Below are 26468 nucleotides of genomic sequence, written 5' to 3'. Positions count from 1 at the left end.
TCGCTTTTCCTTCTTGTGTACGTTCTACAATCATATCTCTTTCAAATTCAGCGAATGCACTCATGATATTAAACATCTATCTTCCAGTTGGTGTATCTTCCACTACTCCCATATTAATGACATGAACCTTAACACCTTTCTCAAATAACATTTTTATCGTTTGGATTGCATTTTCAGCCGAACGTGCAAACCGATCTAATTTTGTTACAACAAGTGTGTCGCCATTTTCTAGTACAGAAAGTAGTTCTTGAAATTTTGGCCTATCAAATTTTGTACCTGTAAATTTTTCAGAGTAAATTTTCTCGCAACCTTCTTTTTCTAACATTTGAATTTGAGATTCCAAATCCTGGTTTAATGTGCTCACCCTACCATATCCATATTTAACCAAAATATCACCTTTTCCACGTTCGCTTTTGACCATAAGTTTTGATGTAGGTCAATGTATTGTGTCACTTCGGGAGATAATTTGCACTTGTTTTAAGTGTTATTTCGCACTATAGATAGACATAAAAAAGCTATCATTCCATGATAGCTTTTTTATAACTAAGTGCGATTATTTTAATACTCTTTATTCCACTAACGCACCTTTTAGCTCAATAACAATGTCTAAAACTTTATTATTCGAATCCTATACTAAGCTTTCTTCCCCCTCATTTTATGACAAAGAGACATGATAAGCCAAATAGCAGTTGGAAGTGCGATTGCTCCAATAATCATAGACGCTAACATGTTAACTGCACTGCCAGCGGCGTATAACAATATAAAAACAGCAATTAAGAAGAGAAGGGCTCGTATAGTTTTCAAAAGATTAACTAAGCCTTTTTTTTCTTGTACCTTCCATTTGTTATTATATGTTGCGATTACAGTCCAAGCTGTTGGAAGTGCAATGACAGTGAAAATAACTGCGATTGCCAACAATATGGATTGTAATGTTCCAGAGCTTATCATTGCTCCAACCCATGCAAGTACTGTTATTAAAACGAACGGAATGGCAAAATAATTCATAGAACGGGCTAAATTTCCATACTTTTCTACGGATGTGCCACGGTCACTATAAATTGGTTTTGTATTAGGTTGTGCTCGAAATAAATGAATATCTCCTTCTGAGGCAATATGCGACCAGCCAGAGAATGAAAAAAAGTCCAAGTATTCCTCTGCTTCCCCCTCTTTTAATGAACGATAATCTACACTGTAGATATAATCTGAGCATTCGCCTTTTTCAAGCGTATACCCCATAAACTTAAAATCACTGACATGCCAACCCTTCAAAGAAAATCGGCGTAATTTTTCCATGTCCTTTTCCTCAGAAAAAGCTAACCCGCCTGACGTAATATACTTTGTTTTTCTCATTCTTTAACCTCCTTCAATCCCGTTTCTGCTAATTGAATCATCAGTTTCCTTATCTTCACATCTTCTTCTAATACTTCTCTGCCCTTGTCAGTAAGCAGATATGTTTTACGCCTTGAATCCGAACCATCATGCAAATAAATCCATTCTTGTTTTAATAACTTTTTTATAATCGTGTACATTGAAGCAGGACCTATAGTAATTGCCCCATTTGTTGTTTCTTCAATTAAGCTCATAATTGCGTAACCATGCCCTGGTTTAGTTAAAGCAGCCATAATATAAAACACTGAATCCGTTAGCTCAGTTTTTTTCAACCCATCACCTTCTATATCTCTTTAATATGTATCGCAAAACGATATATCTAAAAACAATATATCATGATATGATATGTATATCTAGAGTTATATCATAATTTGATACATCAATGGATAATATTTATCCTTTATAATCAAAAAAATCCTTGCAAAATGGTCTCTTCGCCAAATCGAAAAACAAATGATGTTCTTGTCCATCATCCTTCTATAACTATACTGATCCGTTACTTTAAGTGCATTACTTCACATTCTCTATATTTATATTGTTAAAAGAATAGCATTATCTGTTCCAAAACTCGTAACTTTAGACTCATTCACCTTCTATTTACTCAAATTGAACGTATCCTCGAAATCAATCACCTTACATCAATTACCACCGAAGTAGTAGAGGCTGCACGAAATAGCTTTGTGCTTGGACATAATTAATGAAGAACCCCAGCTAAACTTCTAATGTGAAGGTAGCTGGGGTTAAAAGTTGGATGTGCAAATTATCACTTAAAACACGCGCAAAATACCTCCAAAAGTTACAATTTTGGGCTCTAAAAAGTAAAAAATATACATAAATTATATTTTTTACAGATATGGCGGGTCATATACGAATCGTTGCCGTATGCCGAATAGAAAACAGCGAATATTCCGCGTTTTATTTCTAAACTTTCTATATATTTACACAATTGCAAAAATAACATACATTTTAGTTGTACCAAAAAATCTAAGCAAAAGGGGATGTTTGTATGTTCAAGAAGTTAATAGTAGGAGCGTTAGCGACTGGTTTTGTATTAACTGGAGGACTGGGAACGGTTTCAGCAAGTGCAGAAAAAGATTATACGATTAAATCGTTCGACTATGTAACTGTAGATGGAAAGAATGTGGATTCGTTTGTCAAATTGAATAACAAATCCAACGAAGACGTAAAAATAACTATGGTTCTGCCTAAACAAAATACAAATGGAGATTGGTTGGCGTATGGTTTTACGAGCAGAGAAAACTTGGAGGCTTTTATCGAAAAAGATAAACAAAGATTTCAAAGCCCATTAAAGACCCTGGGTAGCGGTGCTGGTAGTACCGATTTCTATGAGCATAAAGATAAAGGTGGACAGTATATTTATTGGAGCTATGGGTTTAAAAACTTGTCTTCTACCTGGAATGACAGAATTTCTTCCGTAAGTACAGCATCACCTTCTGCAAGTTATTCGACGACGCTGTGGGAACATACTTCAACTCAAGGATATGGCAAAGGGGTCTTATTTAGACACTCTGATTGGTATGGTAAAACTGCTAATTTGGCTGCGGATTGGAACGATATAACTTCAGCAATTGAAATCAAATAGTAACGGGGAATTTCAATTGATTAGGTGAAGAAGTTTCAAAATCATTATTCTCTCATCGATTTAGAAGAAATGGGAGAATAGTGATTTTTTTAAAAAAATTTTTTGTGTAGAGAAACAGAGCGATTATTCCACGTTTTTGGCCTGTAACTTTAGGAGATAATTTGCATAGTTTTTAAATGCTAAATTGCATATAGATTAAAAAAGGGAAGTCTGTAAAATTGCAGACTTCTCTTTTTATATTATTCATTTTCACCGATCACTAAAGAATCTCTCGCTACTTCAATGACTTCTGTAGTGATCTTATCTAAATGATTAATTTCCATTATCCGTTACACTCTTATATGTATATTTTGGGTGTACCCATAATAGACAAAACGGCATTTATAAGCCCTATAAATCTCATATGGAAATAAAAGTAAGCCTATGACCTATTTTTACACGTATCTCGGCTGTACTCCCATATGATTTCGAGGAAATTGCACGTTAAGGAATTTCCTCGAAATCATATGGTGACCCTTAATAGGCCCAATACCAGCGTAGCTGCGTTTAGGAGCAAAGTTATCCTATAGTAAAATGACCATAAAAAAAGACCACTTTTGTAAGTGGCTCCAAAAAGAAGAAATGGTTGCCGTACCCCTGTATTTCTTTAGCTACTCTCCAAATTCAAAAATTATGGTGTCCACACTAACCTTTTTTTGTCATTAGAAAAACGTTTAAATTTTCGGTTATCAATATATTTTTTAACATTATTTGCAATTGTTGTATTATTATCTGAACTGTCATACTTGCTCAACGTTCTGCCCACATCATTGTTGAAAAGATCCATCTCTTTTTCAAGTGCCGGCTGTCCACTTCTTGTTTCATGTGCATCTGCCCACTTTTTAGCCCAATTTGGTCCAACGTCTCTAACCATTACAGCATTCCATAAACCATGACGGAATGCATCTCTCCAATCATTATGTCCTTGTCCGTATCGGCTTCCAGTAATATCCCAAGCAATATCCCTACATGTTTTAACCTTTGCTGCTACCCATGGGTTTTGTTTAGCTAAACTTTCCTCTGCTGGAGTTAAATTTTTCCAATCATCATATACACCACTAGTCGATATTCCACTATCGAGTTCTTCTAAAAATTGTTCCATTTCCTGTTTAGAAAGCGTTACATTTGGATTGTTTAATTGGAGTAGCTTTTTTGTAATAGGGGGAGCATTGTTTATATACTTATTCTTCTTAAATTCCTCCTTGACTATATCTGTTTTCACTGACACACTAGCATTTGCTGTCGGAGTAACAGATAGTATCGAAAACATACTAAAACCAGCCACCAAAGTAAATTTAAATACCTTCGATTTTGTCGTCATATATTCTTTCTCCTCTCTAAGATATAAAATAATAATTCTAAAATATGATTATAATCATATTTTAGAATTATTATTTATTTTTCCATCAATTCTGACTAAAATAAGATATAAAAAACAGAAAGGTAGATGCAAATTGCACAAAAAGATAATTTCAACCTCATTAATCTTAGTATTAAGCCTCTCTTTCATCGCAGCATGCAATAACAAAGAAGATGATAAATTTGTTATTTTTTCTTCAAGTGAAAACCTATCCAAAGAATCTAAAGATGCATTAATAAAGTGTTTAGAAAAAAACAAAATTAAGTACAAAGAGGATAGCAAAGGAACTATTCTCATACAAAAAAAAGATGAAAATAAAGCTTCTGCACGTTGTAGCTAAAAAACTTAGACAGAATAGTCAGTGCAATTATTTTGTTCCGCTTGTTACATCTATAGACATCCCTCTCTTTAATACAAAATATGATACATGAATTACTTAGCATGCTTATTATAAGGTTCATCACCATTAGGTGTAGTTAACAAAATAACTAGCATCTGATTGTAAAAATGAAGTATTTTAAAACATACATTCAATCTACAAGCACATTGTGGCAACAGAATCAACTAAAAGTTATGATGATGAATCTATCATAAGAAGAATGAGGAGTTTAGTTGATATAATATTCAGACTAATTTGTATATTATTTTTGGTTCTGGTACAAAAAGTTCTACACACTTGCAAGTAATCCCTAAATCTTAGACATACTGATACTATTACCCTAAAAAGAAGTATATCAGTACGGGTACCGCCAACAAAACGCGGATTTCGCACATTAAGACTAGAATTAAGACTTTAACTGATTACTGAACTTCTAAAATGCAACATAGTGTCAATTGTGTTGCATAAAAACACCAGAATTCACTGTAGAAAAGAGTTAATACAACACAATTGTTAGTGTGTGTTTTTCGCGTTCTGTTGTTTCCACCTCTAATTGGTTTATTTTCCTTTAGTCAAGTGTTACGATAGATACAAACTAATTTGTATCTATCATAACAAAAAATTCCATATTTATAAATAAAAAGGTAATTTTTATAAATTTATCTTTTCTAGGTATATGGCAACGATTCCTTCTTTTTGGAGCCACTCACAAATTTATGCTTTTACAAAAACTCTACAAATATTTACATACAATAAACAATGCTTTGTTATTATTAGACTAAGTCAATGGAAAAGCCCTTTATATGTAGAAAATTGCTTAACGGGGTACCGCCAGCATTTTGAAAATAAACCACGCTAAGCAAATTTCGACATAAAATCCTTTGAATTTTGTCCCATTAAGAACATTTTGATACAACACAATTTAAATTAGCGTTAAAATGGCTCGAAAATCCTTAGCGTGGTTTTTTTCCGTTTTGTGTTCTGTACCCCATACAGAATTCACCAGTAGTATATACCCTTAGATAAGGAGGTTAATACAGTAAAGAGAAAAATGTTTGTAAAAATTACTTTAACAAATTTAGGAGTGTATAGATGGATATGGATTGGTGGCAGACTTTCTTAAAAGATTATCAATGGGTATTTGCTGTCGTAGCAACATTTACTGCAGCATCACTTGCCCAAGTTGTTGCGTATAAACTTACAGGGAAAAGAGAAAAAAACACATATTTAAATGAATGTTATCAGAACTTTTATTCTCCAATTCTATTCAAAGTATTATTATTTTTTGATGTGAAGACAGCATTCAGTAAAAAAGATATCAAGGGGAATATAAATGAAGATCAAATTTTTGAAGAAATCTTAGAATTGTTTGCTAAAAATCTTAAGTATGCTACTCCTAATTTAATAGCTTCATATGAATATGCAAAAAGAAGAGATGTTTATGATGATGTAAGTGGACAAAGAAATCCTATGCTTGAAATTGAGCTTTGTTTCAATTTTATAGAAGAATTAGAAGGTGTATCAAGAAAGTTAGGAATTAAAACTAAGCAAATAGACTTTTTAAAATATAGAGCATTATTTGCTTTATGGCTTTTGTTGTCTCAAGCTTATTCATGTGAAGAAGCTCTTGTAATAATGAAATTTGATTTTGAATTCAACGATAAGAAATTAAATAAACAAACACTAAAGAGAATTAAAAAGCTCTTGTATCAAGAGCACGATTTTTATGAAATGCCGTTACTTGTTGCAGAAAAAATCATTATTAATATTGTTGAAATTGATCCTAGAGGTGGCGAATATAATCCCTTCATATTAAAAATAATACAATTTAATTTAAGTGAACGAGGAATAAAATCAAAGCGCTTAGAAAAACAATTAGGTGTTGTTTTAGAATAAATCTTGGGTATCTTTGCTCATCCCCTCAAAATGGGGAAATAGCAAGCGAACTATTAGGGGTCACCTTACATGCCCATCAACTTAAGAAATTAATTGTTCCCTAAAACGAAAAAATGAACTAAATTCCAATGGGTACCTATACGCCTATGAAAAGATGAAATTTTCGTTTTTAGGGGTAATCTGTTTTCTTAAGTTGATGGAAATGTGGCTGTGCCTCTTAGTATAAGTTATTACTTACGGGAATCTTCATTTTCTAACTTTGCTTGATAACGATGAGCTAACCGGCTTGCTGCAGCTGACGCAATCGCACCAACTAAATCATCCAAAAAAGTATGCACCTTTCCTTTAGATTTATCATTCAGCTCGCTTAAAATCCCCTCTTTTAACTTGTCAATATAACCATAGTTTGTAAAGCTAATGCTTCCGTATAAATTTAAGATGGATAATGCTAATATTTCATCTACTCCATATAAACTTTCATCTGTTTTCAACATTTGTTGCAATGGAGAGGATAATACTCCTTTTTCAGCCAAAATATCTAGTTCAATTCCCGTTAATAAAGCATTCTGTACTTCCCTTTTTCCCATTACACGCTTTACATTCTCGATGCAATTTTCTATTGTTAAATCCGGCACATACTTCTCCTGTAAAAAGTATGTTAACTTCGCAATGTCCTCAATATGTACACCTCTGTCATGTAACACTTGCCATGCACTTTGCTGCACGTCGGCGCTTGAAATAAAAGAATTTTCCATTTCTGAACCTCACTTTTAATCATGATTTTTTCTAAAAATCATGATTAGTATGAGGTACCAAAAAAACTTTATGCATGTATAACATAGAAAACCACTTGTTCATTGATTTCTGTAAGAGATAGTTGATTGAACTACTCACTACTTAACGTCCTTACGGACTGTTTGAAGTGGGAGATTCCTAAGTAGGGGTAAACCATACATGCCCATCAACTTAAGAATTTTATAATCCACACCGCCACCAAGCCAATGACAACAAATAACCCATAACAAAAATTTTGTTAAGTTAATGAATGTGTAACAAGACCTCATAAATAAAAAAGATAAGACCAGGAATCCGATCTTATCTATGGCATAAGGAGAAACAAATAGGGTAATAACCATCACCTTTTCATGATATTACATTAAATTTTAATTTTGAATAGTATAACTAAAAATAGTAGCAATATCTATATTGAGAAATTTATTACTAATTCGTTTTAAGTTCCAAAAGGTACACTTTTTGAAGGATTGTAAAACACATAAAATCTATGTATCAAGACATCTAAAACAACACTTTTAAAGTACTTCTAAAAAATAGGTATCTTTTGAAGCATAACGGAATAAGTAAATTAGTTATTTTATTGAAACCGTCCCAAAAAGTAAAGCTTTTGGGACGTTCTTTCTATACAAGTAGTCAAGAGGCAATACCATAGGTTAAAGATGTTCCAAAAATTCATTTCAAAATTGAATATGAAGAAGCATATATCTTCTGTTTGTAAAGGTATACCTTTATAAACAGTTGAAGAACATTTATGAAACATTGAAATATCAAGTTTATAAAGGTGAATGGAATTCTTTTATAAACGTTTATTTTTAGTGAATACCTTTATAAACAGAAGTGGTATAATTGTGGTAACAAATGTAAGGAGAGTCTCAAACGTGGCAAATATTTATGGATATATACGTGTAAGTACAAAAGATCAAAATGAACAACGTCAATTACATAAGATGATGGAACGAGGAGTGGAAGCTCGGCGTATTTTTGTCGATAAAGCAAGTGGACGACATTTTGATCGCCCTCAGTATCAATTATTACGAAAAATATTAAGTAAAGGTGATATGGTTTATATAGATGCTTTAGATCGTATGGGACGTAATTATGATGAAGTAATTTCAGAGTGGAAATACATAACAAGAGAATTACAAGCTGATATTGTTGTTTTAGAAAATGAAACTTTATTCGATAGCCGTAAGTTTCGTGAAATGGGTGACATGGGTCGGTTGATGGAAGATCAATTTTTATCTTTGCTTTCCTATGTTGCAGATCAAGAGCGTAAAAAGATTCATCAGCGACAAGCGGAAGGGATTGCAGTAGCAAAATCTCAAGGGAAGCATTTAGGACGTCCTCAGTTTAACCTTTCAACATTAAGCTCAAAGCAATTACTTCTAATAGAAGAAACTTATCCGAAGTGGAAAAATAGAGAAATAACTGGGGTTCAATTCATGGAGGTACTAGACTTGAAGAAAAATACTTTTTACAAAGTAATAAAAGAATATGAAAATACATTAAATGTCGGAGACTAAAATATGAAGAGTAAATTAATTATTGTGCTATGCCTTATAGGGATATTGGTTCCTAGTTCAAAAACTTTAGCAGATGGAGAAATTATTACAAAAAAAGAAGTGCGTAATTATTATTATATTGTAGATAAAGAAAACAACAATTATACGTGGAAAATTGGTTATAAAAGTTCTAATTCAATAATAAAGGAAAATAAGGAAAATGAGTTGAACTTAGAAGATTTTCGAAATGCCGTTAACAAATTAGGCCAACAAAATTTAGAATTGTATGTATCAATAGCATATTTGGTTATATTACTTTTAATTCTCTTAATATCTTTCATAAAAAAGAAAAATGATATTCCAAAATGGTTTTTGATATTCATGTTTGTTCTATTAATAATATCAATAAATGCTGTAGTGCAGACATCAATTAGTTTATCTGTAACAGATAAAGAAGTACAATTTCTTTATCTAAGACTAACTCACTAAAAAAAGATCCCCTAATATTGGGATCTTTTTTTCAAAAGGCTAGTTTTTTGGTAGCAAACTTTGCGCTTAACGTACAGTGTATCAGTTAAATTGTGTCCAAATTGTGTCTAAACGTACAATTTTCTTTTTTGGATATGGTGAGGCCTACATGTGTTTCAGATTAATCCATTAAACTTTTCGATACGTAAATTAAATAACAGCGAATACAGCTTACTTTTGCAAGCTTTTTTATTTATAATGATATCCCCCTTCTCCAGAAAGGTGATAAAAAAATCTTCGTCCTCATTCAGACAAGAAATACAGCTATGCTTAAACAAATAAATGCTGCTCTTTCCTGTCTAAGAATCTCCAAAACAAAAACATTAATAGCAACAGATAAATTTTTATATTATACTATATAAATATTACAAAAAACTTGTAATATTAGAAATTATTTCATGGTTATAACAATTTAAAAAGGAGAAAAACGAAAATGAGGAAACTAGCATGTATTATCCTTGCACTATTTTTAATATTTTCTACACTCACCCCCTCCCTTATATTAGCAAGTGAAATATCCGATAAAACAGGTTGGGTACAAGAAGGAGACAAATGGTATTATTTTGATAAATCAAGGGTAAAACACACTGGATGGTTACAATTAAATGATAAGTGGTATTACCTAGATTCATCAGGAACAATGCAAACAAGTTGGCAGTCAATTAACGGAAAATGGTATTACTTGGATTCATCAGGAGCCATGCAAACTGGGTGGCAATCTATTAATGGAAAATGGTATTACCTTGATTCATCAGGAGCCATGCAAACTGGGTGGCAATCTATTAACGGAAAATGGTATTACCTTGATTCATCAGGAGCCATGCAAACTGGGTGGCAATCTATTAATGGAAAATGGTATTACTTGGATTCATCAGGAGCCATGCAAACAATCGCAATACAAAAGAAAAATTTCGAACTTCAATTTTACAAAGACGGTTACCTCGAAAATTTAAAAATAATTACAGATTCAAATTTTTATGATAAACCATCTTTAAATTCTAAAAATACCGGTATGATTAAAGCTGGTATTTATCCTATTAAAGATCTGATTATAGATAATTGGATAAAAATACAAGTAAATCAAACAGATAGATGGGTTTCATTAAAAGAAGAGAGTACGCAAAATAATAACCTTATTGGTAACGGGGATTTTGAAAGTGATCTAGAGAAACAGATATGGGAAAAAAACTTAAATGCAGGTGCACAACTCTTTAAAGATACAAAAGAAAAACCTCCTGAAGGATCTGGTGCATCTTCTATTCGAGTTGATGTATCTAAAGGTGAATGGAGCCTGGCATCATCGACGTTAGTAGAGTATAAACAAAAGGTTAAGGTATCCCCGAATCAAACGTACTCTATGAGTATTTGGAGCAAAACAACAGGTGAAAATATCTCTGGAGATATTGATTTAACGTTCTATAAAGATGAAAGTAATGTTATAAATGATGAACAAAGCCAAAAAACATATCCAATTAAATCAAAAGAAAAGTGGAATAAAAGCGAAAATGTTTTTACCACCTCTCCCACAACAAAATTTATAGAAGTTAAGATTCAAATTGGAAGGAATTTAGGAACATCCAAGGGGAGTATATGGTTTGATTCAGCTAATTTAAGAGCTATACAGCCTAAGATTGTTGGAAAAGAAACAAAATTTAATAATTGGAAGGTAGACACTAGCATCCCTGGAACTGTTGGAAAAACTTCCATTGATATGAAAACAGTTTCTTCAGGTGATAAGCAATCATATAAAATAGAGGTTCCTAAAGGCTCATTGTCATATGACAAATTTTTACCTAAATTAGTCCAAAAAATTCCTGTAGAACCTAATCAATCTTATAGCTTAGATACATTAATTAAAGGTTTAGGTAGTAATCTTAATTCTACTATTGAAGTTTCTTTAAAAGACGAGAAAAATCATTCTATTTCAGATGATAATCCAAGATATGAAAAGCAAGTGCAGAATATATCAGATTGGAGAAAATACGGATTATTTTTCAAAACCTCTCCTACAACTAAATACGTAGAAATTGTATTAAGACCAAGTTGGACTCTCTTAGGTGAAACAGGCGGGGATATATGGGTCGGTAGTGTACTTCTATCTAAAATAGATTATAACAATATAAATTCAAATAATGTATTAAACGATGGCGATTTCGAAGAAGAAAATGCAGTTTCAAATTGGAAGTTTTTAAAATCTGATGAAAAAGGAAGTATATCTCAAAGTAAAAATGAAAAATCACCTAAAAGTAAAGGTGGAAATTCATTATCACTAAAATTAAGTCAAGGTAAGTGGCTTGGAAATGATATTAATGCATACCAAGAAGTCTCTGTAGAGCCACTAAAGACTTACAAATTTAGTGCTTGGGCAAAAACAACTAATTCTAAAGAAATCGATCCACAGGTTGATTTACAATTTAAAGATAGTGAAGGAAATGTTGTAGTAGATGCTTTGGAAACTAAAACAATACATTTTACTCCTCAAGATAAGTGGGAGAAAAAAGAATTTACTTTCAAAACATCATTATCAACAAAAAAAATACTTGTAAAATTATCAGCAAGTCGTCACCTTGCTACAAAAGATTCTTATGGCACCATTTTATTTGATTCCATAAATTTGACCCCTATTAATGGTTCTCAAATCAAGTATTCTGATATCAAATTAACTGGAACAAACTTAATATCCAATAATAGTTTTGAATCAAACATAACCGACAATTGGAAAAGGGAGCCCTATAATGATTTAAGTACCTTATCACAAGATAAAACGATTCATGCACCTCAAGGTACTGGTAATTCATCTTTAAAAGTAGATGTTAAACCTAAAAACAATGATTATGGGAATGTAATACTGAAACAATCTGTTAAGGTTAAACCAAACCAAAGTTATGTTTTTGATAGCTGGATTAAGAGTAAAAACTTAAGTAATGCAGTTGTGAAAATGAATGTTGTATTACACGGAAATAATGCTCCTATTTCAGAAAGCTACATTTATAAAGTTACTCATATTCCTGAAAAGTCAAACACAGATTGGTTTAATAAAAGATTGATATTTAAAACCTCTGAACAAACCACAGAAGCTGAAATTATAATTCAAGTCTCTTATCCAAATAATAAAGCAAGTGGAACGGTTTGGATTGATAATCTTAGTCTTGTTGAAAATAACCAAGTGGGGGTTTGCGACTATTCACCATATGGTGGAATGGCTCCTTTTGTTCCAGATCACTCATGGAATCAAACTTTTGCTGAATTAGAAAGGCTTCCTAAAGAATTAGAAAAGGTAAATGCTGATCTAAAGGCTGCCCTTGATCGAGCGAATGAAGGCGTAAATCAAGCGAATGCAGGCATAAATCAAATGAATCAAGCCTTGAATCAAATGAATCAAACTATGAATGATATAAATGGAACCATGGACCAAATAAATCGTACCTTGGTTCAAATGAATCAGAGCATAAAGCAAATCGATGAGGCTGTAAATGGCGCTAACGGGATAATTAACCAGATGTTATTAGGATTTAATCAGATGAATGAAGGCGTAAATCAAGCGAATCAAGCGATGTCAGAAATGAATGACACTCTAGATCAAATGATTATTGACTTGTCCAAACTTAATTTCTCTTTCATATTTGATTTTTCAGATATAAATATTCCAGAGATACATTTTCCAGATATGAGTATTCCAGAGATACATATAAATTTAGGGAAGTTAGATGAAGCGAGAGAAGCAATAAGGAAGTTAAATTTAAACTTTAACTTTAATGCACACAATTTCTCAGGATTGAAAATCAACAATATAGATTTTAATTTTCCATCAGGTTATCATGATCCTGAATTAGACGAAAGAATGGTTTCTTTCTTTGAGTGGTTCCCTATCCTAGGACAAGGTTTCGCCTTGGGAGAGCTGGCAAATAATCAAGGCTCAATATATGAACGTTTAGTAATAGCTCTATCTGTAGCAGGTGGTGGATCAGGCAAAATTGCTGGTAAAACTTCTGTCAAATTAACTGGAAAATCCGTCAAAGAAGCTGAAGAGTTAGTTACAGCGACAAAAAGACAGAATAAACAAAGAAGTATCTTCGAAAAATATACAGGCTATGCAGCAAAAGGTGACGTTCACCATGGCTTACCAGAACAATTTTCACCATGGTTTAAAGAGCATGGTATAGATGTAAATGACCCAAAATACTACTATGATTTACCACGTGGATTACATAAATTAAAAGTAGACAATGGTATCCATACAAATAAAAGTCCTTTAGGTAAACATTGGAATAGAATTTGGGAAGATTGGATTGAAGAACACCCAAAAGCCACTGCACAACAGATAGAAGATAAGTTAAAATCTATGGTAGAAGGAGCTGGAATGAAACCATATCAAGCCAAACCAAAAAAATGATTAGGAAGTGAATAATTTGAAATTTTATATCATGAGAGGCACACATTCTAATTTTGCAAAAGCAATAGAAGGTGTTAATACATTTGCTAAAGAAAGTTGTGACACATGTGGTGGAATATTGAGAGTAAAACAACACCCGTTACAAATATATTTTGAAGGAAAAAAAACAGCCGATTTGTATAAAATGCACCAATACACAATTATAAGTAAAGAAATGCAGAAGGCATTATTAGACAATAATATAACAGGATTTTCTCTTGAACCTATTATTTTGCAAGAGGAAGCAATACCGTTTATGAAACTACCTTTGGAGCATGTAAAAACATTAAAAGAATTGGCTGTCCATGGTGATGGGGGATATATATGCCACGGTAATGGGGAGCCAATTAAAAAATGTCAGCATTGTGGAAATATTTTAGAGGATACATGTACTATAGAAGGCTTAAGTGTAAATACAAAAGAATGGGATGGTTCAGACATACTTTTCTTCAAAAACTGGTTTGGGGTCATTATTGTGACAGAAAAAGTGAAAGAAATTGTTGAAAAACATAAATTTAAAAACATTAGATTTATAGATCTCGCAGAATTTAGATTTGCTTAATATTAACAACACCATTAATGAGATATATTTCTAAGTAGAAGGTGACAAATGATGAAAAGAAAAAATCTAATGATATTAAGTATAGTATCTATTATTACATTTTTAGGTGCTGGTTACCTAACCTATAGTATAGGTATTGAAAAAAAGAACAGTAATAAAGTGTATGCTGAATCTAAGCAAAGCTCCTCAAAAAAACAAAAAGAAGAACATCTAAATTCAGAAAACAAGAAAGACACTACTAGTAATTCAACTGAGGAATCTGTAGAAACTCCTGTAGAACAACAAGCATATACATTAGAAGAAAAAGAAAACATAAAAAAATCAAAAGAAGATTCAAACGATGAAGTTGTAAAAAATTTTTTATATCAACTCTATACGCAAGACAAATTGCTTCCATTAGCTTTTTCGGAAGCTGCTATAGGGAAAAATATAAGTGAATTAAGTCAACAAGAACTGCAGGAATTATCTCAAAAAATTTATACTACAATTACAAAGGGTAAACTTATTACAGATGGGAAAATAGAAAATATACAACGTAATGAAAATTATGATGTATATGTGGTAAAATTCAAATTAAAAACGGATACGGGAAGTTCTGAAGAAGTATGGGAACTGAAAATTGATAAAACAGGAAAAATAATCAATGAAATTAATTAATCTCTAATGGAATTAAAATTTGTTTAATTACCTCTAAATAAATTCCCCCTCATTTACATAATGAGGGGGAATTTTATGTTATAAAACCAATAATTAAGAAATAATTGCTCTTTTTTTGGATAACTTTAGACTCTAAGTTATGACACCTATCTGTATACTGATATTACAATACTTCAAAAACATGTTCAAAACTTTTAAGTTATGAACAAGGTTATTATTAGAATTATAATTTTTCATTCTTTCCTCATACTGTTTGGTAAGTTTATAAATTAAACAGATGTCTGCAAAGTAGGAAATAGACATTTATAGACGTGGTTTTTTATAGTTTTCTATGTATCTGTAAAGGTATACTTTTACAGACGTACCAAGAACTCACTACATATTTGAATACATAGTAATGAAAAGTGAACCACAAGGTGTAGCTTTTGATACTATCGAAAAATTAGTAATAAATTTCTCAATATGGATACTGTAGCTATTTTTAGCTATAATATTAAAAATTAACAGTTAATGTAATATGATAAAAAAGTGATGGTTATCTCCCTATTTGTTTCTCCTTATGCCATAGATAAGACCGAGTTTCAGGTCTTATCTTTTTTATTTATATATTTTCTTTGGGGATGAATGGGTAAGTGGAATATGTGTAAAATTTGATATACTAAAAGAAAAATTAGGATGATAAGCTTATGCCAACAAAAGAATTTCAAGATACTGTACAACATTTTTCTTCTTTCTTATTAAATAAAGGACGGAAGCCTTCTACAATTAAACGATATGTTTATGATATTGAAGACTTTGGTCATTGGTTGCAAAAATCTAAAAAACTCCCTACATGCAATATATGGACGATACTTGATACAAAGGATTACGATGAGTATTTCTATGATTTAAAGCATCAACGACAGTACTCTGAAAAAACAATGCATCGTGTCTATATTGTCTTAAATAGACTATATCAGTATTTAAAACTGTCAAATCCGTTAGAGGGTATGCAACTTAGTATTCAACCAAACCGTGCGTTACGTGATGAAGATTTTATTACAAAAGAGGAAGAGAAAACTTTAGAGTCCATTTTAAGTTCATTAGAAGGATTAACAGAAAAGCAACGTTCTGTTCGTCCAGTACTTATGGATCGTAACATTTCTATTGTGCATTTGCTCATTCATAATGGATTATCCTTACAAGAACTTGTCGGTTTACAGATGAAGCACGTCCATTTTGAAAATAATACGATCTCAGTACCAGGAATAGTGGGTATAGAAAGAACGATTCTTTTAACTGAAGAAGATAAAAAGCGTTTATTTAACTATTACAAAATCATTCCTGAACCTGTTCGTCCAAGATACCATAGTAATGATCCATTGTTTGTAGCCTTTGATTTTACTCGGAAAACTTATCATTGGTCATATGAAAATGATGCGCCTAAAGCTCTAACAGAAATTGCTGTTCAAAAAATGATTCGAATTGAAGTTAAAAGAGCGAATTTACGAAAAGGAATTTCAGCACAACATCTTCGAAATACCTTTATTTTACGGCTGATTGAACATGGAATTTTAGAGGAACAAATTATAAAACAGGTAGGTTTTAAATCTAAACTTTCGTTAAAAAGATATTATGATTTCATCGATTAAAAATAACGGAGGAAGATGGTATGAAGGAAAATAAAAAACAGGAGCAACAGTACATAAGAGTGTATACATTAAGGGATAGAAGTACCAAATCCATTAAAGTTGAATCTTGGCGAACGTTTAAAGAGGAGATGAGAGTTCTAGGTCTAAAAGAATCGGATATTTTTCAAATTCAGTTAATAGCAAAGTAAAATAACCCCCAAAATGAGGTGAAGGTTTTTCGTTTGTTTTGGAGAATACCTAATCCAATATGAAAATAGAAGTTAGATCAATAACACTTGAAGTATTTTCTTTATAATCTAGGCTCAGATACGACTCAAATATATAACAAGGAATCACTGGAAAGGAGATTGGGATGAATAAAGGAAAAGGGTTATTGTTACCTCTTTTATTAACTATTGTATTAAGTAGCTGCCAACAGAGCGATATAGAAGAAGCAAAAAGTGAAGGTTCAAAAGTTATGGATACTGTTAGGAATACAGTGAATAAAAAAGATTTTCTCAGTTCGTCTGTGGATGATAAAGCGAGAGTTGTAGACCTAGAAATAGCGGATACTGTAAATACAAGTAAATTAAAAAAAGAGATTAGCATTCAGTTAAAGAACCAAGATATTAGACCATATACTATTAATATTAGTCAAAGAGATATGAACATTGTAAAAATAGAGAACAGGTGGGACAGAATTTTGAGTTATATTTTAGAAGAATTGTTCCATAAAAAAGGATACAAAGGTTTTTCAATGCGGGCTTATGTAGAATCAGGGCAACCTATTCCATTTGCTATATATACGCCTATAAATAGTGCTGATTCAGGAGCTAAAGAGTTTGGGGAGAAGATCGAGAAAGAAATTGATGATCTACTTAAAACACAGCAAGCACAAAAATGGATTGAAAATGATTTATATACTATTGAAGTTTATAGTCAAGATAATCAAAGAATCAACTAACAAATCTATGAACAGGATATAGGAAACTTAGTATTAATAGGCTAGTATTTGATGAAAAAGACTGGATTCATACCCAGTCTTTTTTACATGTATATAACTATTAAATTTAAGAAATTGTATTATTTATAATAAACTTGTCCACTATCAAGATATATAGTTCCCCCACCATAATTTTTAAGTCTAAGTTGATAATAATTACCAGAAGCAGTTAAAAGGTGAGAAATTGGAATGTTTAATCCACTTGAAAAGGAACCTTTAACTCTATATTCTTCCCACATCGAACTATTATGAAATACTTGTACTGCCAATCCAATAGTCTTAGTTTGTGGTTCTACCTGTACACTTTGAGGTTGGTAAAATGATGTGCCACCATCAATCCACTTATAGTTACTAAATTCCATATATCCAAAATTAAAAACATTCATAGCAAGAGGGTTAACCTCTGTTTTATTTTGCATATTACCATCGAACTTAGAACTTCTTAAAGGAGTTTTAGCCATGTCTTGATTAAATTTTTCTAATTCCTCTTTAGAATATGTTTTAACCAAATTCCTATCTTTATCGTAAACTTCTACAGATACATCATCAATTTCTGCATTATCGACATTTGCTGTAGATGCAGATACAGAAGAAGGCAAAGCTTCTCCATGTGCAACAGTTGAAGGGGTACGGAAACGATTCTGGGTATGAGGGGCCACTCTGGAAAAATATTCAAATAGATACTGTAAATATAAACAAGGAACCTATCTGCGGATAGGTTTTTATTTTACAATGAAGGTGGTTGAATATTGAAATATATACAAATTCTAGGGAGGTTAGTTATGCCTAGTATTCAAGATACAATATATCCAAGAATCAAACATAATTTAAGTACGGAAGATTTAAATGGTGTATATACGCCAACAAGAAGTGAAATAGAATGGACAAGTTTGAAAACAAAAGGAACATTACAACAGCTAGCGCTACTAATCTTGCTAAAAACTGTACAAAATCTTGGCTTTTTTACACGTATTTCAGATATACCTCCAATTATAATTAAACACATTGCTCAGTCAGCTCAATTACCTATCCCTATTGAAACTGAATGGGAAACATACGGTAAAACACGTACTGTAAAAAGACATTATCACTTTGTAAGACAGTATCTAAAAATTCAACAATTTGATCATAATGCTCGTCAAATTATGTTTGATACAATGAAACATGTAGCTGGAAGCAAAGATGATCCAGCTGATTTAATTAATGCAGCTATTGAAGAATTAATACATCAAAGATATGAATTACCCGTTTATAACACTTTTAAAGAAGCGGCTAATGAAATAAGGCACAAATCTTATCGTTTAATTTATGAGCAAGTATATGAATCATTACAAGAGCAACAATTACAACAGATAGACTGTTTATTTCAAACAGAACCTGACACCTTTTATAGCCCATGGAATCGCCTCAGAGAAGATGCCAAACGTGCCTCTTTATTTCATTTAAAAGAGTTAATTATGCATCACGATTGGTTAATACAGCAAAAAATACCTGTTCACCTTCTCGAAAATTTTTCTTCAACCAAAATACGACAAATGGCTGTTGAAGCCAAAACATTAGATGCTTATCGTATGTCAAAAATAGAAAAGAAGAAAAGATATACGTTGGCTATCTCTTTGGTTTCTGTACAAACATCAAGGGTACTAGATAATATTGGTGAAATGCTGATCAAACGTATGATGAGTATTCATAAAAAAGGCCGTGAATTTTTACAGGATTATAAAAAGCAGACACAAAAACGAACGGATTCTTTAGTAGCCACTTTACAGCATGTACTTATGGCCTACCAAACGGAAGGAATACCTGAAAAACGTTTACAAGCTATCCAACAAGTACTTAGAGATAAAGAAGATCAAGTATTACAAGATTGTGAGGATCATCTAGCATTTAGTGAGGATAATTACTATTTGTTTTTACAAAAATTCTTTAAAAGTCATCGCTCTACACTATTCAAAATTTTAGAGGTATTCCCTTTACGGTCAACAAATCAGGATTCATCTATAGTAGAAGCCATTCAATTTCTATTATCTCATCAACATACCAGAAAAGAATGGATATCGGTCGCTCATATAAAAAAGATTGGAATGTGGAAAAGAGAAGTGACCCCTCTTCTGAACTTGTCTTGGATACCTGATGGTTGGTGGAGATGGTTAAGTCTGAAAAAGAAAAGAGAAGTTGTTCCAGAGGAACTGAATCGTCGGCATTTTGAAGTATGTGTATTTTCACAAATTTTGTGGGGTTTGAAATCTGGAGATTTATATATTGAAGGTAGTGAAAAATACGCAGATTATCGAAAACAACTTATTTCATGGGAAGAATATGAAGAGAACCTTGAGGAATTTTGTAATCAATTAAACCTACCTAGTTTAGGTTCAGATTTCACAAAAAAGATACACCATGACCTTCAACAAGTTTGCCATAATACCAACAAATCTTTCCCGCATAATCAGCAAGTCCGAATTGAAAAAGGCGCAGTAGTAATTGGAAAACTAAAAAAGAAGAAGATTCCTCCTGAATTGAAAGAGCTTGAAAATCATATTATGTATAATTTAGAACCGATTAACGTTCTAGATATGTTAGCAGACACAGAATATTGGCTCAATTGGACACGGTTCTTTGGGCCTATTTCAAGATATGAGGGGAAATTAGAAAATCAAGTTGAACGTTATTTAACCAATACATTTTGTTACGGATGTAACTTAGGTCCTACTCAAACGGCTCGTTCAGTACAAGAAATAGATCGAAAACAAATTGCTTGGATTAATCAAAGGCATGTAACAGTTGAAGATTTAGACAAAGCAATTCGATATATAATTAATGCTTACAATCGTTTTGAACTTCCAAAATATTGGGGAGATGGAAAAAGTGCATCAGCAGACGGAACAATATGGGATGTCTATGAACAAAATCTTTTATCTGAAAATCATATTCGATATGGAGGTTATGGGGGGATTGGATATTATCATGTTTCCAACACATATATTGCTTTATTTAGTAATTTTATTCCTTGTGGAGTTTGGGAAGGAATACATATATTAGATGTTTTGATGAATGAAAAAGTAGATATTCAACCAGAAATTTTACATTCGGATACTCAAGGACAAAGCACCACAATCTTTGGTTTAGCTACTTTATTAGGTATTCAGTTAATGCCTCGTATTCGCAATTGGAAACACTTAAAATTATTTCGTCCTAATTCACAAGACAGTTATGAACATATTGATGAACTATTTTCAGGAGAAATCAATTGGAGTGTGATTGAAAATCACTACCCAGATATGCTCAGAATCGCGATGTCAATCAAAGCTGGTAAAATCACTCCATCTACTATATTGAATACATTAGGTACATACAGTAAGAAGAATAAATTATATCAGGCGTTCTGTGAATTAGGCAGAGCTATTAGAACGATGTTTTTGTTACAATTCATGTCTAATGAAGAATTACGCCGTACTATTCAATCTGCTACAAATAAATCTGAGGCATTTAATGGATTTACAAAGTGGCTCTTTTTTGGAGGGGAAGGAATTATTTCTGAGAATGACCGTGAGAAACAAAGGAAAATTATTAAATATAATCACTTAGTTGCAAACTGTCTTATTTTTTATAACGTTTTTTCCATTTCTAAACTCCTTCAGGAATATGAAAAACAAAAAGAGGAATTTAATAAAGAATTGATTTGTTATTTAAGCCCCTATATGACAGCGCATGTAAATCGATTTGGAAAATATCATATTGATACAAATCGCGAACCTGAGAGACTACCATTCGATCTTTCGTTGTTTTCAAAAGATATGATATTTACTTAAACATTGTATACTAAGAACCGTAGGAATTAATTATTCCTACGGTTTCAATATTAAAAAGTATTAAATTTTCTTAAGTAGGACAGATATTAAGTCAATGTATATATACATTAACTTGAAGACCAAATAAAGATACATCTGCTAGAAAGGAAATATCTTAAACAATCCCATCCAATATTAATTAATATTTTTTAATGCCGAAATATCGCAATAGTTTAGAGAAAATGACTTTAGAAAAGTAAGTACTTCTTCCGTTAAAATAAGATCTCCTCTAGGTGTTAAACAAAATTGATGACCTGACCAATCATCATAATTTCCATTTTCATGATTTACTGTACCTAAAGGAATGAGTCGCCAAAAATCCGGTAATTCTTTATCGGGATATAATTCCTGAAATTCCTCAGAAAGACTGATTAAGCATTTCTCCAATCTAAAATCTTTCAATTCGCTAGATAATAATGCGTTTTTCAGTTTCTCAGAAACAATAAAACAAGGTGTAGATTCTAACAAATCATCGCCAAGCCATCCATAAAACTCATAATGTAAAAATTGAACTTTTCCTGAAATGCCTTCTTTATCAACATTTTTTTCAGTATCATAAACTGTATGTTCTCCATGTCCACCAGCTACTTCAGGTGATAATAAATATAAGTCCATAGTTTTAATCTTCCTTTTATATTATTTATTTACTGGAGGAATAAATTTATCTCCATATTTTTTATCTAGTTCTATCATATAATCAATCACTTCTTTTTTTGTTGGTTTAGGATGTGATTTATAAAATTCATTCCAATCTTTTCTTATTTTTGATAAATGTATTTCATTATTTATTTCTTTTGGTATACCCCTTAAATTTTGTATATCATGAATTTCTGCTTCAGTAAATAGATTTGGGTATTTCTTTAGTACTTGTTGTTCAACTGCATGATGTACAAAAACATTACCTTTTAATTCTGGATATTGATCAAAAAATGTTTTTCTATAATTTTTAGAGGCTTTCTCAAGATTTTTCGCTTTCTTTTCAAGATCAGCAACTGTTCCGACTACTTTACCAAGTGTTTTAACTGTTCCACCTGTCGCAACACTTAAGACACCCATTGCATAATCTGAAGGATCATATTTCCGATCTGTACCCATCTCTTTTCCTTGGTACATTTGAATCGCTTCTTTAGGTACATTAATCAGAGGCAAGATATCCAATGTAGTCGTCATGAATTGATTTGTTTTGTTTTGCTCTGCGATATACTTATCGTATTTTTCCGGTGCAACGCCAAAATCAAATAATGCATTACTTAAGTCAATGTTTCCAATATTTCTTGCTGCTGCTGGAATATCGACCTTATGACTTGCAATTTTATTGGCTGAGTCCATAAATGCATTTGCAAGGTCTAATCCCATATTTAGATCCGTGTAAAATCCCGGTACCATTACTTGAAATTCTTGAAGATGCCCAGCTATGACAGGCACAGTTTCTCTTGTTTTTTGAGCCAATTCTTTCATTTGTGGCTTTGCATCTTCTATAGATTTTTTGAGACGTATCGAATCCCCTGCGATTTTACCTAAATCTTGTAAAGCTCCAGTTTCCTTAAACATTTCGTGTAGTTTACGATTATTTTCTCCAATTTCAACGATTACATCTGACATAAGTTTTAAAAACTCATTGGTTTTATCTTGAACTACACCTAAAGCTTTATAGTAGTCTGTTAAAGTTTGTAACAAATAATTATACTCTTTCAGTAATCCAATTCTAACTTGGAGAATGGCTTCAAAGTCTTCCCCCAATAATTTTACAAGTTCTTTTCTTTGAGTGACAGTTAAATTTTTGATATCCCCTTTTATAGAATTTGCTATCTCTTGGAATTTATCACGTGCTTCTTTTACGACCTTAATTTTATATTGTACATCTTGTTTCGCATTATCTATCTCTTTCGACACATTATTCCATGTTTCAATAGAATCCGCTGTGTTATGCTCTAAATCTTCCAATACTTTGAATGTATCACTAACCAGTGTTTCATCACTTTTTATGTAATTAAACACACCTTCAAATATTTTTAATTTTCCATCTAACAACGTAAGTGGATTTTTTGCTTCCTGATCGAAAATAATTGCATCATGAATACGAACATAACCCTTTTCTCCACGATAATTCACTTCATACCAAGGGCCAAATTTTCCAGTTACTTCTATGACTTCTCCACTTTGTACACGTTTTGCTCGTAATACATGTTTTAAATCTGGTTCTGGATACACTTTTTTAACCAGAGATTCTAATACAATCCATCCTTTAACCATTTCTCCATCTTGGTTAAAAGAAAACTTCTTATCTTTGTATGTGAACTCTTCCGTTTGTAAAGCTCCTGAAGGATGTAATAAATACCAATCATACTCATTTTTCATCCATCCACTTCTAGGTTCATGAGAAATATCAAAATAATAAGGCTTTCCATCCACTTTGTGCATCCCTGAACCTAAAAGGCCACTTTCATAAAAGTAATATACCTTTCCATCAATGACCTGTATACCTTTTTGCATCATACCAGATGAGCTAAAATAATATTTCCCTCCATTCGCGTTTACCCAACCAGTCTGCATAATTCCATTAGAGTCAAAATAATATTGTTTATCGTCAATCGTTCGGATTCCTGTTACAGGCTTTCCATCCTTTTGATAATACGTCCATTTTCCATTTTTTTGTACCCAACCGGCTTTATTATCTAGTTGAATACGAGATTTTATATTTTGAATATGATGCACTAAATCATAAAAAGCTTTCATATCACTATCAAATTGCTTATCGTGTTCTTTAATAATATTCGGTGGAAAATATTTTTCAGGATCTTTCTTGTATTCTGTAAATAAAAAGTGAGAAATAATTGCGGACCCTTGTAGGAGCTCAAACGAACTCATAGGTTTTTGATCGATTACCACTGATTCCAAGATTCTAACGTATCCGATTTCATCTTGATATTTAACTTGATACCATTCTCCATATTTTCCGATTACTTCAAGAATTTCTCCATCTTTTACTCGTTTCGATTCTAAAAGAAATTTTGTTTCCGGTTTTGGATATACCCTTTTAATCGTAGAGCGTAAAGTAATCCACCCTTTTTCCATTTCACCACACTTATTAAATTCAAACTTCTTTCCTTTATAAGTTAATGATCCAGTGACAGGTAAACCTTTCTCCATATACTCCCATTCATCAAGAGAATACATCCATCCTGTTTTCAGTTTTCCTGGTTCTTCATAATATATGGATTTATCATTAATCCATTTCGTACCAAATAATAATTTACCATCTTTACCAAAATTATATTCAATCCCATCAAGTGTAATTGAATTCGTACGTTTGACACCCGGTTTTTCATAATAATACATGGCACCATCTTCTTTTACCCACCCAACTTTGTTTGCAGTTTCAGCGGCAAGTGTAAGAGAGGGAGCGTAAGTAGAACATAATAATACCAATGACAAAATAATACCTATAAATTTCCTCATACAGGCATCTCCTTTCAAAATATATAATTTCTATAACTTTATAAGTATATATAAATTTATATATATAATAAATAAAATGCAAAATTGCATACTTAACCTTCTCAATAGAGTGTACCCTATTGATAAGAAATCCGTTCCTTGATATTATTAGTCTCAGAGACTCTCAATAACACTTATCAAAAATACATACAAAAAGAGGGGTAAAAATGGTCTATGGATACGCTCGTGTAAGTGCACAAGATCAAAATCTAGATACACAGATCGAACGGCTCATGAAATATGGAGTAGATGAAATTATAAAAGAGAAAATAAGTGGAGTAACAAAACAAAAGCCAGAGTTAGACACTATACTTTCAAAACTAACTACTGGGGATACTTTGGTCGTAACTAGAATGGATCGTTTAGGTCGAAATACCATTCAGTTATTACAATTAGTAGAACAACTTCGGGAAAAGGATGTTCACTTTGCGATTTTAAATTTAGGAATAGATACTAGAACTCCAACAGGAAAATTCTTTTTAACTGTCATGGCTGCCTTTAGTGAACTAGATCGAGAAATGATTAGAGAAAAACAACGTGCGGGAATAAAGTTAGCGAAACAAAAAGGAGTGTATAGAGGAAGATTGAAAAAATACACGGATAAGCACCCAGGTATGAATCATGCGATTGAATTAAGGAAGCATACCAAAAAAACTGTTAAGGAAATATGCCAAATTACAGGAGTGAGTCAGGCCGCTCTGTATCGTAGATTAAAAGAACTTGAATAAAGTTCTTTTTTATTTGTAATTAAATTCCAGAGTGGCCCCTCATACCCAGAATCGTTTCCGTACCCCTAATTGTAAGAATGCTGAAATCCACCTCACTAAAGCAGTAGCTATTGGGAATTTCGATAGAAGTGAATCAATAGTATTCGAGTTCAATTCTGAGTAGAAGAAACTCTGTGTTAAAAATACATTTTTAGGTATTGAAAATAAACATTTGTACATGATAAAAATGTTCCTACTTATAATGTGGGTATAAAAGGAGGATTTTTAAATGGACAAAAGAACAGAAAAGAAAATTGAAGCTGTAGCACGTAAGGCAGCGGATACAGAAGTTTCTCAAGAATTAAGTGCAATTCAACACCAAGTGCAACATTTACAACAAGCTTTGTCTCAAATGTCTCAATCTTCACAAGGACAACAACAAGGACTGCAAAGTCAGCAAGGTCTTCAACAAGCCAATCAGTTGATGCAACAGCTTCAACAATTTAGTCAACAGTCTCAACAACAAATGCAACAATCTGATCAGCAATTACAACAAACTATCCAACAGGCTATTCAAATTTTAAATCAAGGCTTACAGCATCTTCAATCAAATCAAACATTAAATCAAATCAATCAAGCTATATATCAGGCTCAGCAACA

The 26468-nt window shown here is 32.1% G+C and carries 21 protein-coding genes and 3 pseudogenes; 15 read left to right on the top strand and 9 right to left on the bottom strand.

Translation table 11 applies throughout. From position 1 onward, the window contains the following. The 3 genes and pseudogenes from JDS96_RS24455 to JDS96_RS24445 form a co-directional block, all read right to left on the bottom strand. Nucleotides 1-421 (bottom strand): annotated as a pseudogene (locus JDS96_RS24455) (recombinase family protein); the annotation flags it as partial. Nucleotides 422-633: 212 nt separating this feature from the next. Then, nucleotides 634-1350 carry a DUF2812 domain-containing protein gene (locus JDS96_RS24450; protein WP_016113421.1) on the bottom strand — a complete coding sequence of 239 codons (717 nt, stop codon included), beginning with the start codon at nucleotides 1348-1350 and terminating at the stop codon, nucleotides 634-636. After that, nucleotides 1347-1661 (bottom strand): PadR family transcriptional regulator, encoded by a 315-nt coding sequence (locus tag JDS96_RS24445; RefSeq protein ID WP_016113422.1) that lies wholly within the window; start codon nucleotides 1659-1661, stop codon nucleotides 1347-1349. The genes JDS96_RS24450 and JDS96_RS24445 overlap by 4 nt, the downstream gene beginning before the upstream one ends. 300 nt (nucleotides 1662-1961) lie before the next feature. On the opposite strand from JDS96_RS24445, the pseudogene JDS96_RS32420 reads away from it, so the two are divergent. Together JDS96_RS32420 and JDS96_RS24440 are read left to right on the top strand one after the other, a co-directional pair. After that, nucleotides 1962-2087 (top strand): annotated as a pseudogene (locus tag JDS96_RS32420) (AAA family ATPase); the annotation flags it as partial. 308 nt (nucleotides 2088-2395) lie between these two features. Next, nucleotides 2396-2992 carry a hypothetical protein gene (locus JDS96_RS24440; RefSeq protein WP_199668303.1) on the top strand — a complete coding sequence of 199 codons (597 nt, stop codon included), beginning with the start codon at nucleotides 2396-2398 and terminating at the stop codon, nucleotides 2990-2992. Nucleotides 2993-3231: 239 nt separating this feature from the next. Here JDS96_RS24440 and JDS96_RS32415 read toward each other — a convergent pair. Both JDS96_RS32415 and JDS96_RS24435 read right to left on the bottom strand, forming a co-directional pair. Continuing rightward, nucleotides 3232-3321 (bottom strand): annotated as a pseudogene (locus tag JDS96_RS32415) (AAA family ATPase); the annotation flags it as partial. Between the two features lie 341 nt (nucleotides 3322-3662). Then, nucleotides 3663-4352 carry a DUF6973 domain-containing protein gene (locus tag JDS96_RS24435; protein WP_199668302.1) on the bottom strand — a complete coding sequence of 230 codons (690 nt, stop codon included), beginning with the start codon at nucleotides 4350-4352 and terminating at the stop codon, nucleotides 3663-3665. Between the two features lie 133 nt (nucleotides 4353-4485). On the opposite strand from JDS96_RS24435, the gene JDS96_RS24430 reads away from it, so the two are divergent. Beyond that, nucleotides 4486-4731, top strand: coding sequence for a hypothetical protein (locus JDS96_RS24430; RefSeq protein WP_199668301.1), 246 nt, complete (start codon nucleotides 4486-4488; stop codon nucleotides 4729-4731). Nucleotides 4732-5862: 1131 nt separating this feature from the next. Beyond that, complete coding sequence (locus tag JDS96_RS24425; RefSeq protein ID WP_242479979.1) at nucleotides 5863-6666, top strand: hypothetical protein; 804 nt, start codon at nucleotides 5863-5865, stop codon at nucleotides 6664-6666. 230 nt (nucleotides 6667-6896) lie between these two features. Here the strand turns inward: JDS96_RS24425 and JDS96_RS24420 are convergent, their stop codons facing one another. Further along, nucleotides 6897-7421: a phosphatidylglycerophosphatase A family protein gene (locus JDS96_RS24420; RefSeq protein WP_199668300.1), complete on the bottom strand. Its 525-nt coding sequence runs from the start codon at nucleotides 7419-7421 to the stop codon at nucleotides 6897-6899. A gap of 888 nt (nucleotides 7422-8309) precedes the next feature. On the opposite strand from JDS96_RS24420, the gene JDS96_RS24415 reads away from it, so the two are divergent. The 8 genes from JDS96_RS24415 (at nucleotide 8310) to JDS96_RS24380 (ending at nucleotide 17716) form a co-directional block, all read left to right on the top strand. Continuing rightward, on the top strand, nucleotides 8310-8984 hold the full coding sequence (locus JDS96_RS24415; RefSeq protein ID WP_199668299.1) for a recombinase family protein: 675 nt from the start codon (nucleotides 8310-8312) through the stop codon (nucleotides 8982-8984). A 3-nt stretch (nucleotides 8985-8987) separates the two neighbouring features. Further along, nucleotides 8988-9452: a hypothetical protein gene (locus JDS96_RS24410; protein ID WP_199668298.1), complete on the top strand. Its 465-nt coding sequence runs from the start codon at nucleotides 8988-8990 to the stop codon at nucleotides 9450-9452. 472 nt (nucleotides 9453-9924) lie between these two features. Then, on the top strand, nucleotides 9925-13884 hold the full coding sequence (locus tag JDS96_RS24405; protein WP_199668297.1) for a carbohydrate binding domain-containing protein: 3960 nt from the start codon (nucleotides 9925-9927) through the stop codon (nucleotides 13882-13884). A 16-nt stretch (nucleotides 13885-13900) separates the two neighbouring features. Next, on the top strand, nucleotides 13901-14485 hold the full coding sequence (locus tag JDS96_RS24400; protein WP_199668296.1) for a hypothetical protein: 585 nt from the start codon (nucleotides 13901-13903) through the stop codon (nucleotides 14483-14485). A gap of 51 nt (nucleotides 14486-14536) precedes the next feature. Next, nucleotides 14537-15142: a hypothetical protein gene (locus JDS96_RS24395; RefSeq protein WP_199668295.1), complete on the top strand. Its 606-nt coding sequence runs from the start codon at nucleotides 14537-14539 to the stop codon at nucleotides 15140-15142. Between the two features lie 686 nt (nucleotides 15143-15828). Continuing rightward, nucleotides 15829-16773 carry a tyrosine-type recombinase/integrase gene (locus tag JDS96_RS24390; RefSeq protein WP_199668294.1) on the top strand — a complete coding sequence of 315 codons (945 nt, stop codon included), beginning with the start codon at nucleotides 15829-15831 and terminating at the stop codon, nucleotides 16771-16773. A 20-nt stretch (nucleotides 16774-16793) separates the two neighbouring features. After that, nucleotides 16794-16961, top strand: a complete 168-nt coding sequence (locus tag JDS96_RS24385) for a hypothetical protein (protein WP_170927964.1) — start codon at nucleotides 16794-16796, stop codon at nucleotides 16959-16961. Between the two features lie 164 nt (nucleotides 16962-17125). After that, nucleotides 17126-17716: a DUF4030 domain-containing protein gene (locus tag JDS96_RS24380; protein ID WP_199668293.1), complete on the top strand. Its 591-nt coding sequence runs from the start codon at nucleotides 17126-17128 to the stop codon at nucleotides 17714-17716. A gap of 119 nt (nucleotides 17717-17835) precedes the next feature. Here the strand turns inward: JDS96_RS24380 and JDS96_RS24375 are convergent, their stop codons facing one another. Next, on the bottom strand, nucleotides 17836-18354 hold the full coding sequence (locus tag JDS96_RS24375; protein WP_242479978.1) for a hypothetical protein: 519 nt from the start codon (nucleotides 18352-18354) through the stop codon (nucleotides 17836-17838). Nucleotides 18355-18537: 183 nt separating this feature from the next. Between JDS96_RS24375 and JDS96_RS24370 the strand changes: the two genes are divergently transcribed. Further along, nucleotides 18538-21564, top strand: a complete 3027-nt coding sequence (locus tag JDS96_RS24370; RefSeq protein WP_199668291.1) for a Tn3 family transposase — start codon at nucleotides 18538-18540, stop codon at nucleotides 21562-21564. Nucleotides 21565-21738: 174 nt separating this feature from the next. Here JDS96_RS24370 and JDS96_RS24365 read toward each other — a convergent pair whose 3' ends face one another. Together JDS96_RS24365 and JDS96_RS24360 are read right to left on the bottom strand one after the other, a co-directional pair. Then, nucleotides 21739-22218 carry a hypothetical protein gene (locus tag JDS96_RS24365; protein WP_199668290.1) on the bottom strand — a complete coding sequence of 160 codons (480 nt, stop codon included), beginning with the start codon at nucleotides 22216-22218 and terminating at the stop codon, nucleotides 21739-21741. Between the two features lie 21 nt (nucleotides 22219-22239). Continuing rightward, nucleotides 22240-25062, bottom strand: coding sequence for an N-acetylmuramoyl-L-alanine amidase family protein (locus JDS96_RS24360; RefSeq protein WP_199668289.1), 2823 nt, complete (start codon nucleotides 25060-25062; stop codon nucleotides 22240-22242). A 206-nt stretch (nucleotides 25063-25268) separates the two neighbouring features. On the opposite strand from JDS96_RS24360, the gene JDS96_RS24355 reads away from it, so the two are divergent. Further along, a complete protein-coding gene (locus JDS96_RS24355; protein ID WP_199668288.1) occupies nucleotides 25269-25829 on the top strand; it encodes a recombinase family protein in 561 nt (186 codons plus the stop codon). Between the two features lie 268 nt (nucleotides 25830-26097). Next, on the top strand, nucleotides 26098-26468 hold a 371-nt coding region (locus JDS96_RS24350; RefSeq protein ID WP_199668287.1), incomplete at its 3' end, for a hypothetical protein.

The organism is Bacillus cereus group sp. N21 (genome assembly GCF_016483395.1).
Taxonomy (GTDB): domain Bacteria; phylum Bacillota; class Bacilli; order Bacillales; family Bacillaceae_G; genus Bacillus_A; species Bacillus_A pseudomycoides.
This window is presented reverse-complemented; position numbering and strand designations above follow the sequence as displayed.

Coding starts and splice junctions, on each gene's coding strand:
- JDS96_RS24410 (WP_199668298.1), top strand. CDS start 8,988: ATGAAGAGTAAATTAATTATTGTGCTATGCCTTATAGGGATATTGGTT.
- JDS96_RS24420 (WP_199668300.1), bottom strand. CDS start 7,421: ATGGAAAATTCTTTTATTTCAAGCGCCGACGTGCAGCAAAGTGCATGG.
- JDS96_RS24355 (WP_199668288.1), top strand. CDS start 25,269: ATGGTCTATGGATACGCTCGTGTAAGTGCACAAGATCAAAATCTAGAT.
- JDS96_RS24385 (WP_170927964.1), top strand. CDS start 16,794: ATGAAGGAAAATAAAAAACAGGAGCAACAGTACATAAGAGTGTATACA.
- JDS96_RS24380 (WP_199668293.1), top strand. CDS start 17,126: ATGAATAAAGGAAAAGGGTTATTGTTACCTCTTTTATTAACTATTGTA.
- JDS96_RS24405 (WP_199668297.1), top strand. CDS start 9,925: ATGAGGAAACTAGCATGTATTATCCTTGCACTATTTTTAATATTTTCT.
- JDS96_RS24440 (WP_199668303.1), top strand. CDS start 2,396: ATGTTCAAGAAGTTAATAGTAGGAGCGTTAGCGACTGGTTTTGTATTA.
- JDS96_RS24370 (WP_199668291.1), top strand. CDS start 18,538: ATGCCTAGTATTCAAGATACAATATATCCAAGAATCAAACATAATTTA.
- JDS96_RS24395 (WP_199668295.1), top strand. CDS start 14,537: ATGAAAAGAAAAAATCTAATGATATTAAGTATAGTATCTATTATTACA.
- JDS96_RS24390 (WP_199668294.1), top strand. CDS start 15,829: ATGCCAACAAAAGAATTTCAAGATACTGTACAACATTTTTCTTCTTTC.
- JDS96_RS24450 (WP_016113421.1), bottom strand. CDS start 1,350: ATGAGAAAAACAAAGTATATTACGTCAGGCGGGTTAGCTTTTTCTGAG.
- JDS96_RS24435 (WP_199668302.1), bottom strand. CDS start 4,352: ATGACGACAAAATCGAAGGTATTTAAATTTACTTTGGTGGCTGGTTTT.
- JDS96_RS24360 (WP_199668289.1), bottom strand. CDS start 25,062: ATGAGGAAATTTATAGGTATTATTTTGTCATTGGTATTATTATGTTCT.
- JDS96_RS24365 (WP_199668290.1), bottom strand. CDS start 22,218: ATGGACTTATATTTATTATCACCTGAAGTAGCTGGTGGACATGGAGAA.
- JDS96_RS24425 (WP_242479979.1), top strand. CDS start 5,863: ATGGATATGGATTGGTGGCAGACTTTCTTAAAAGATTATCAATGGGTA.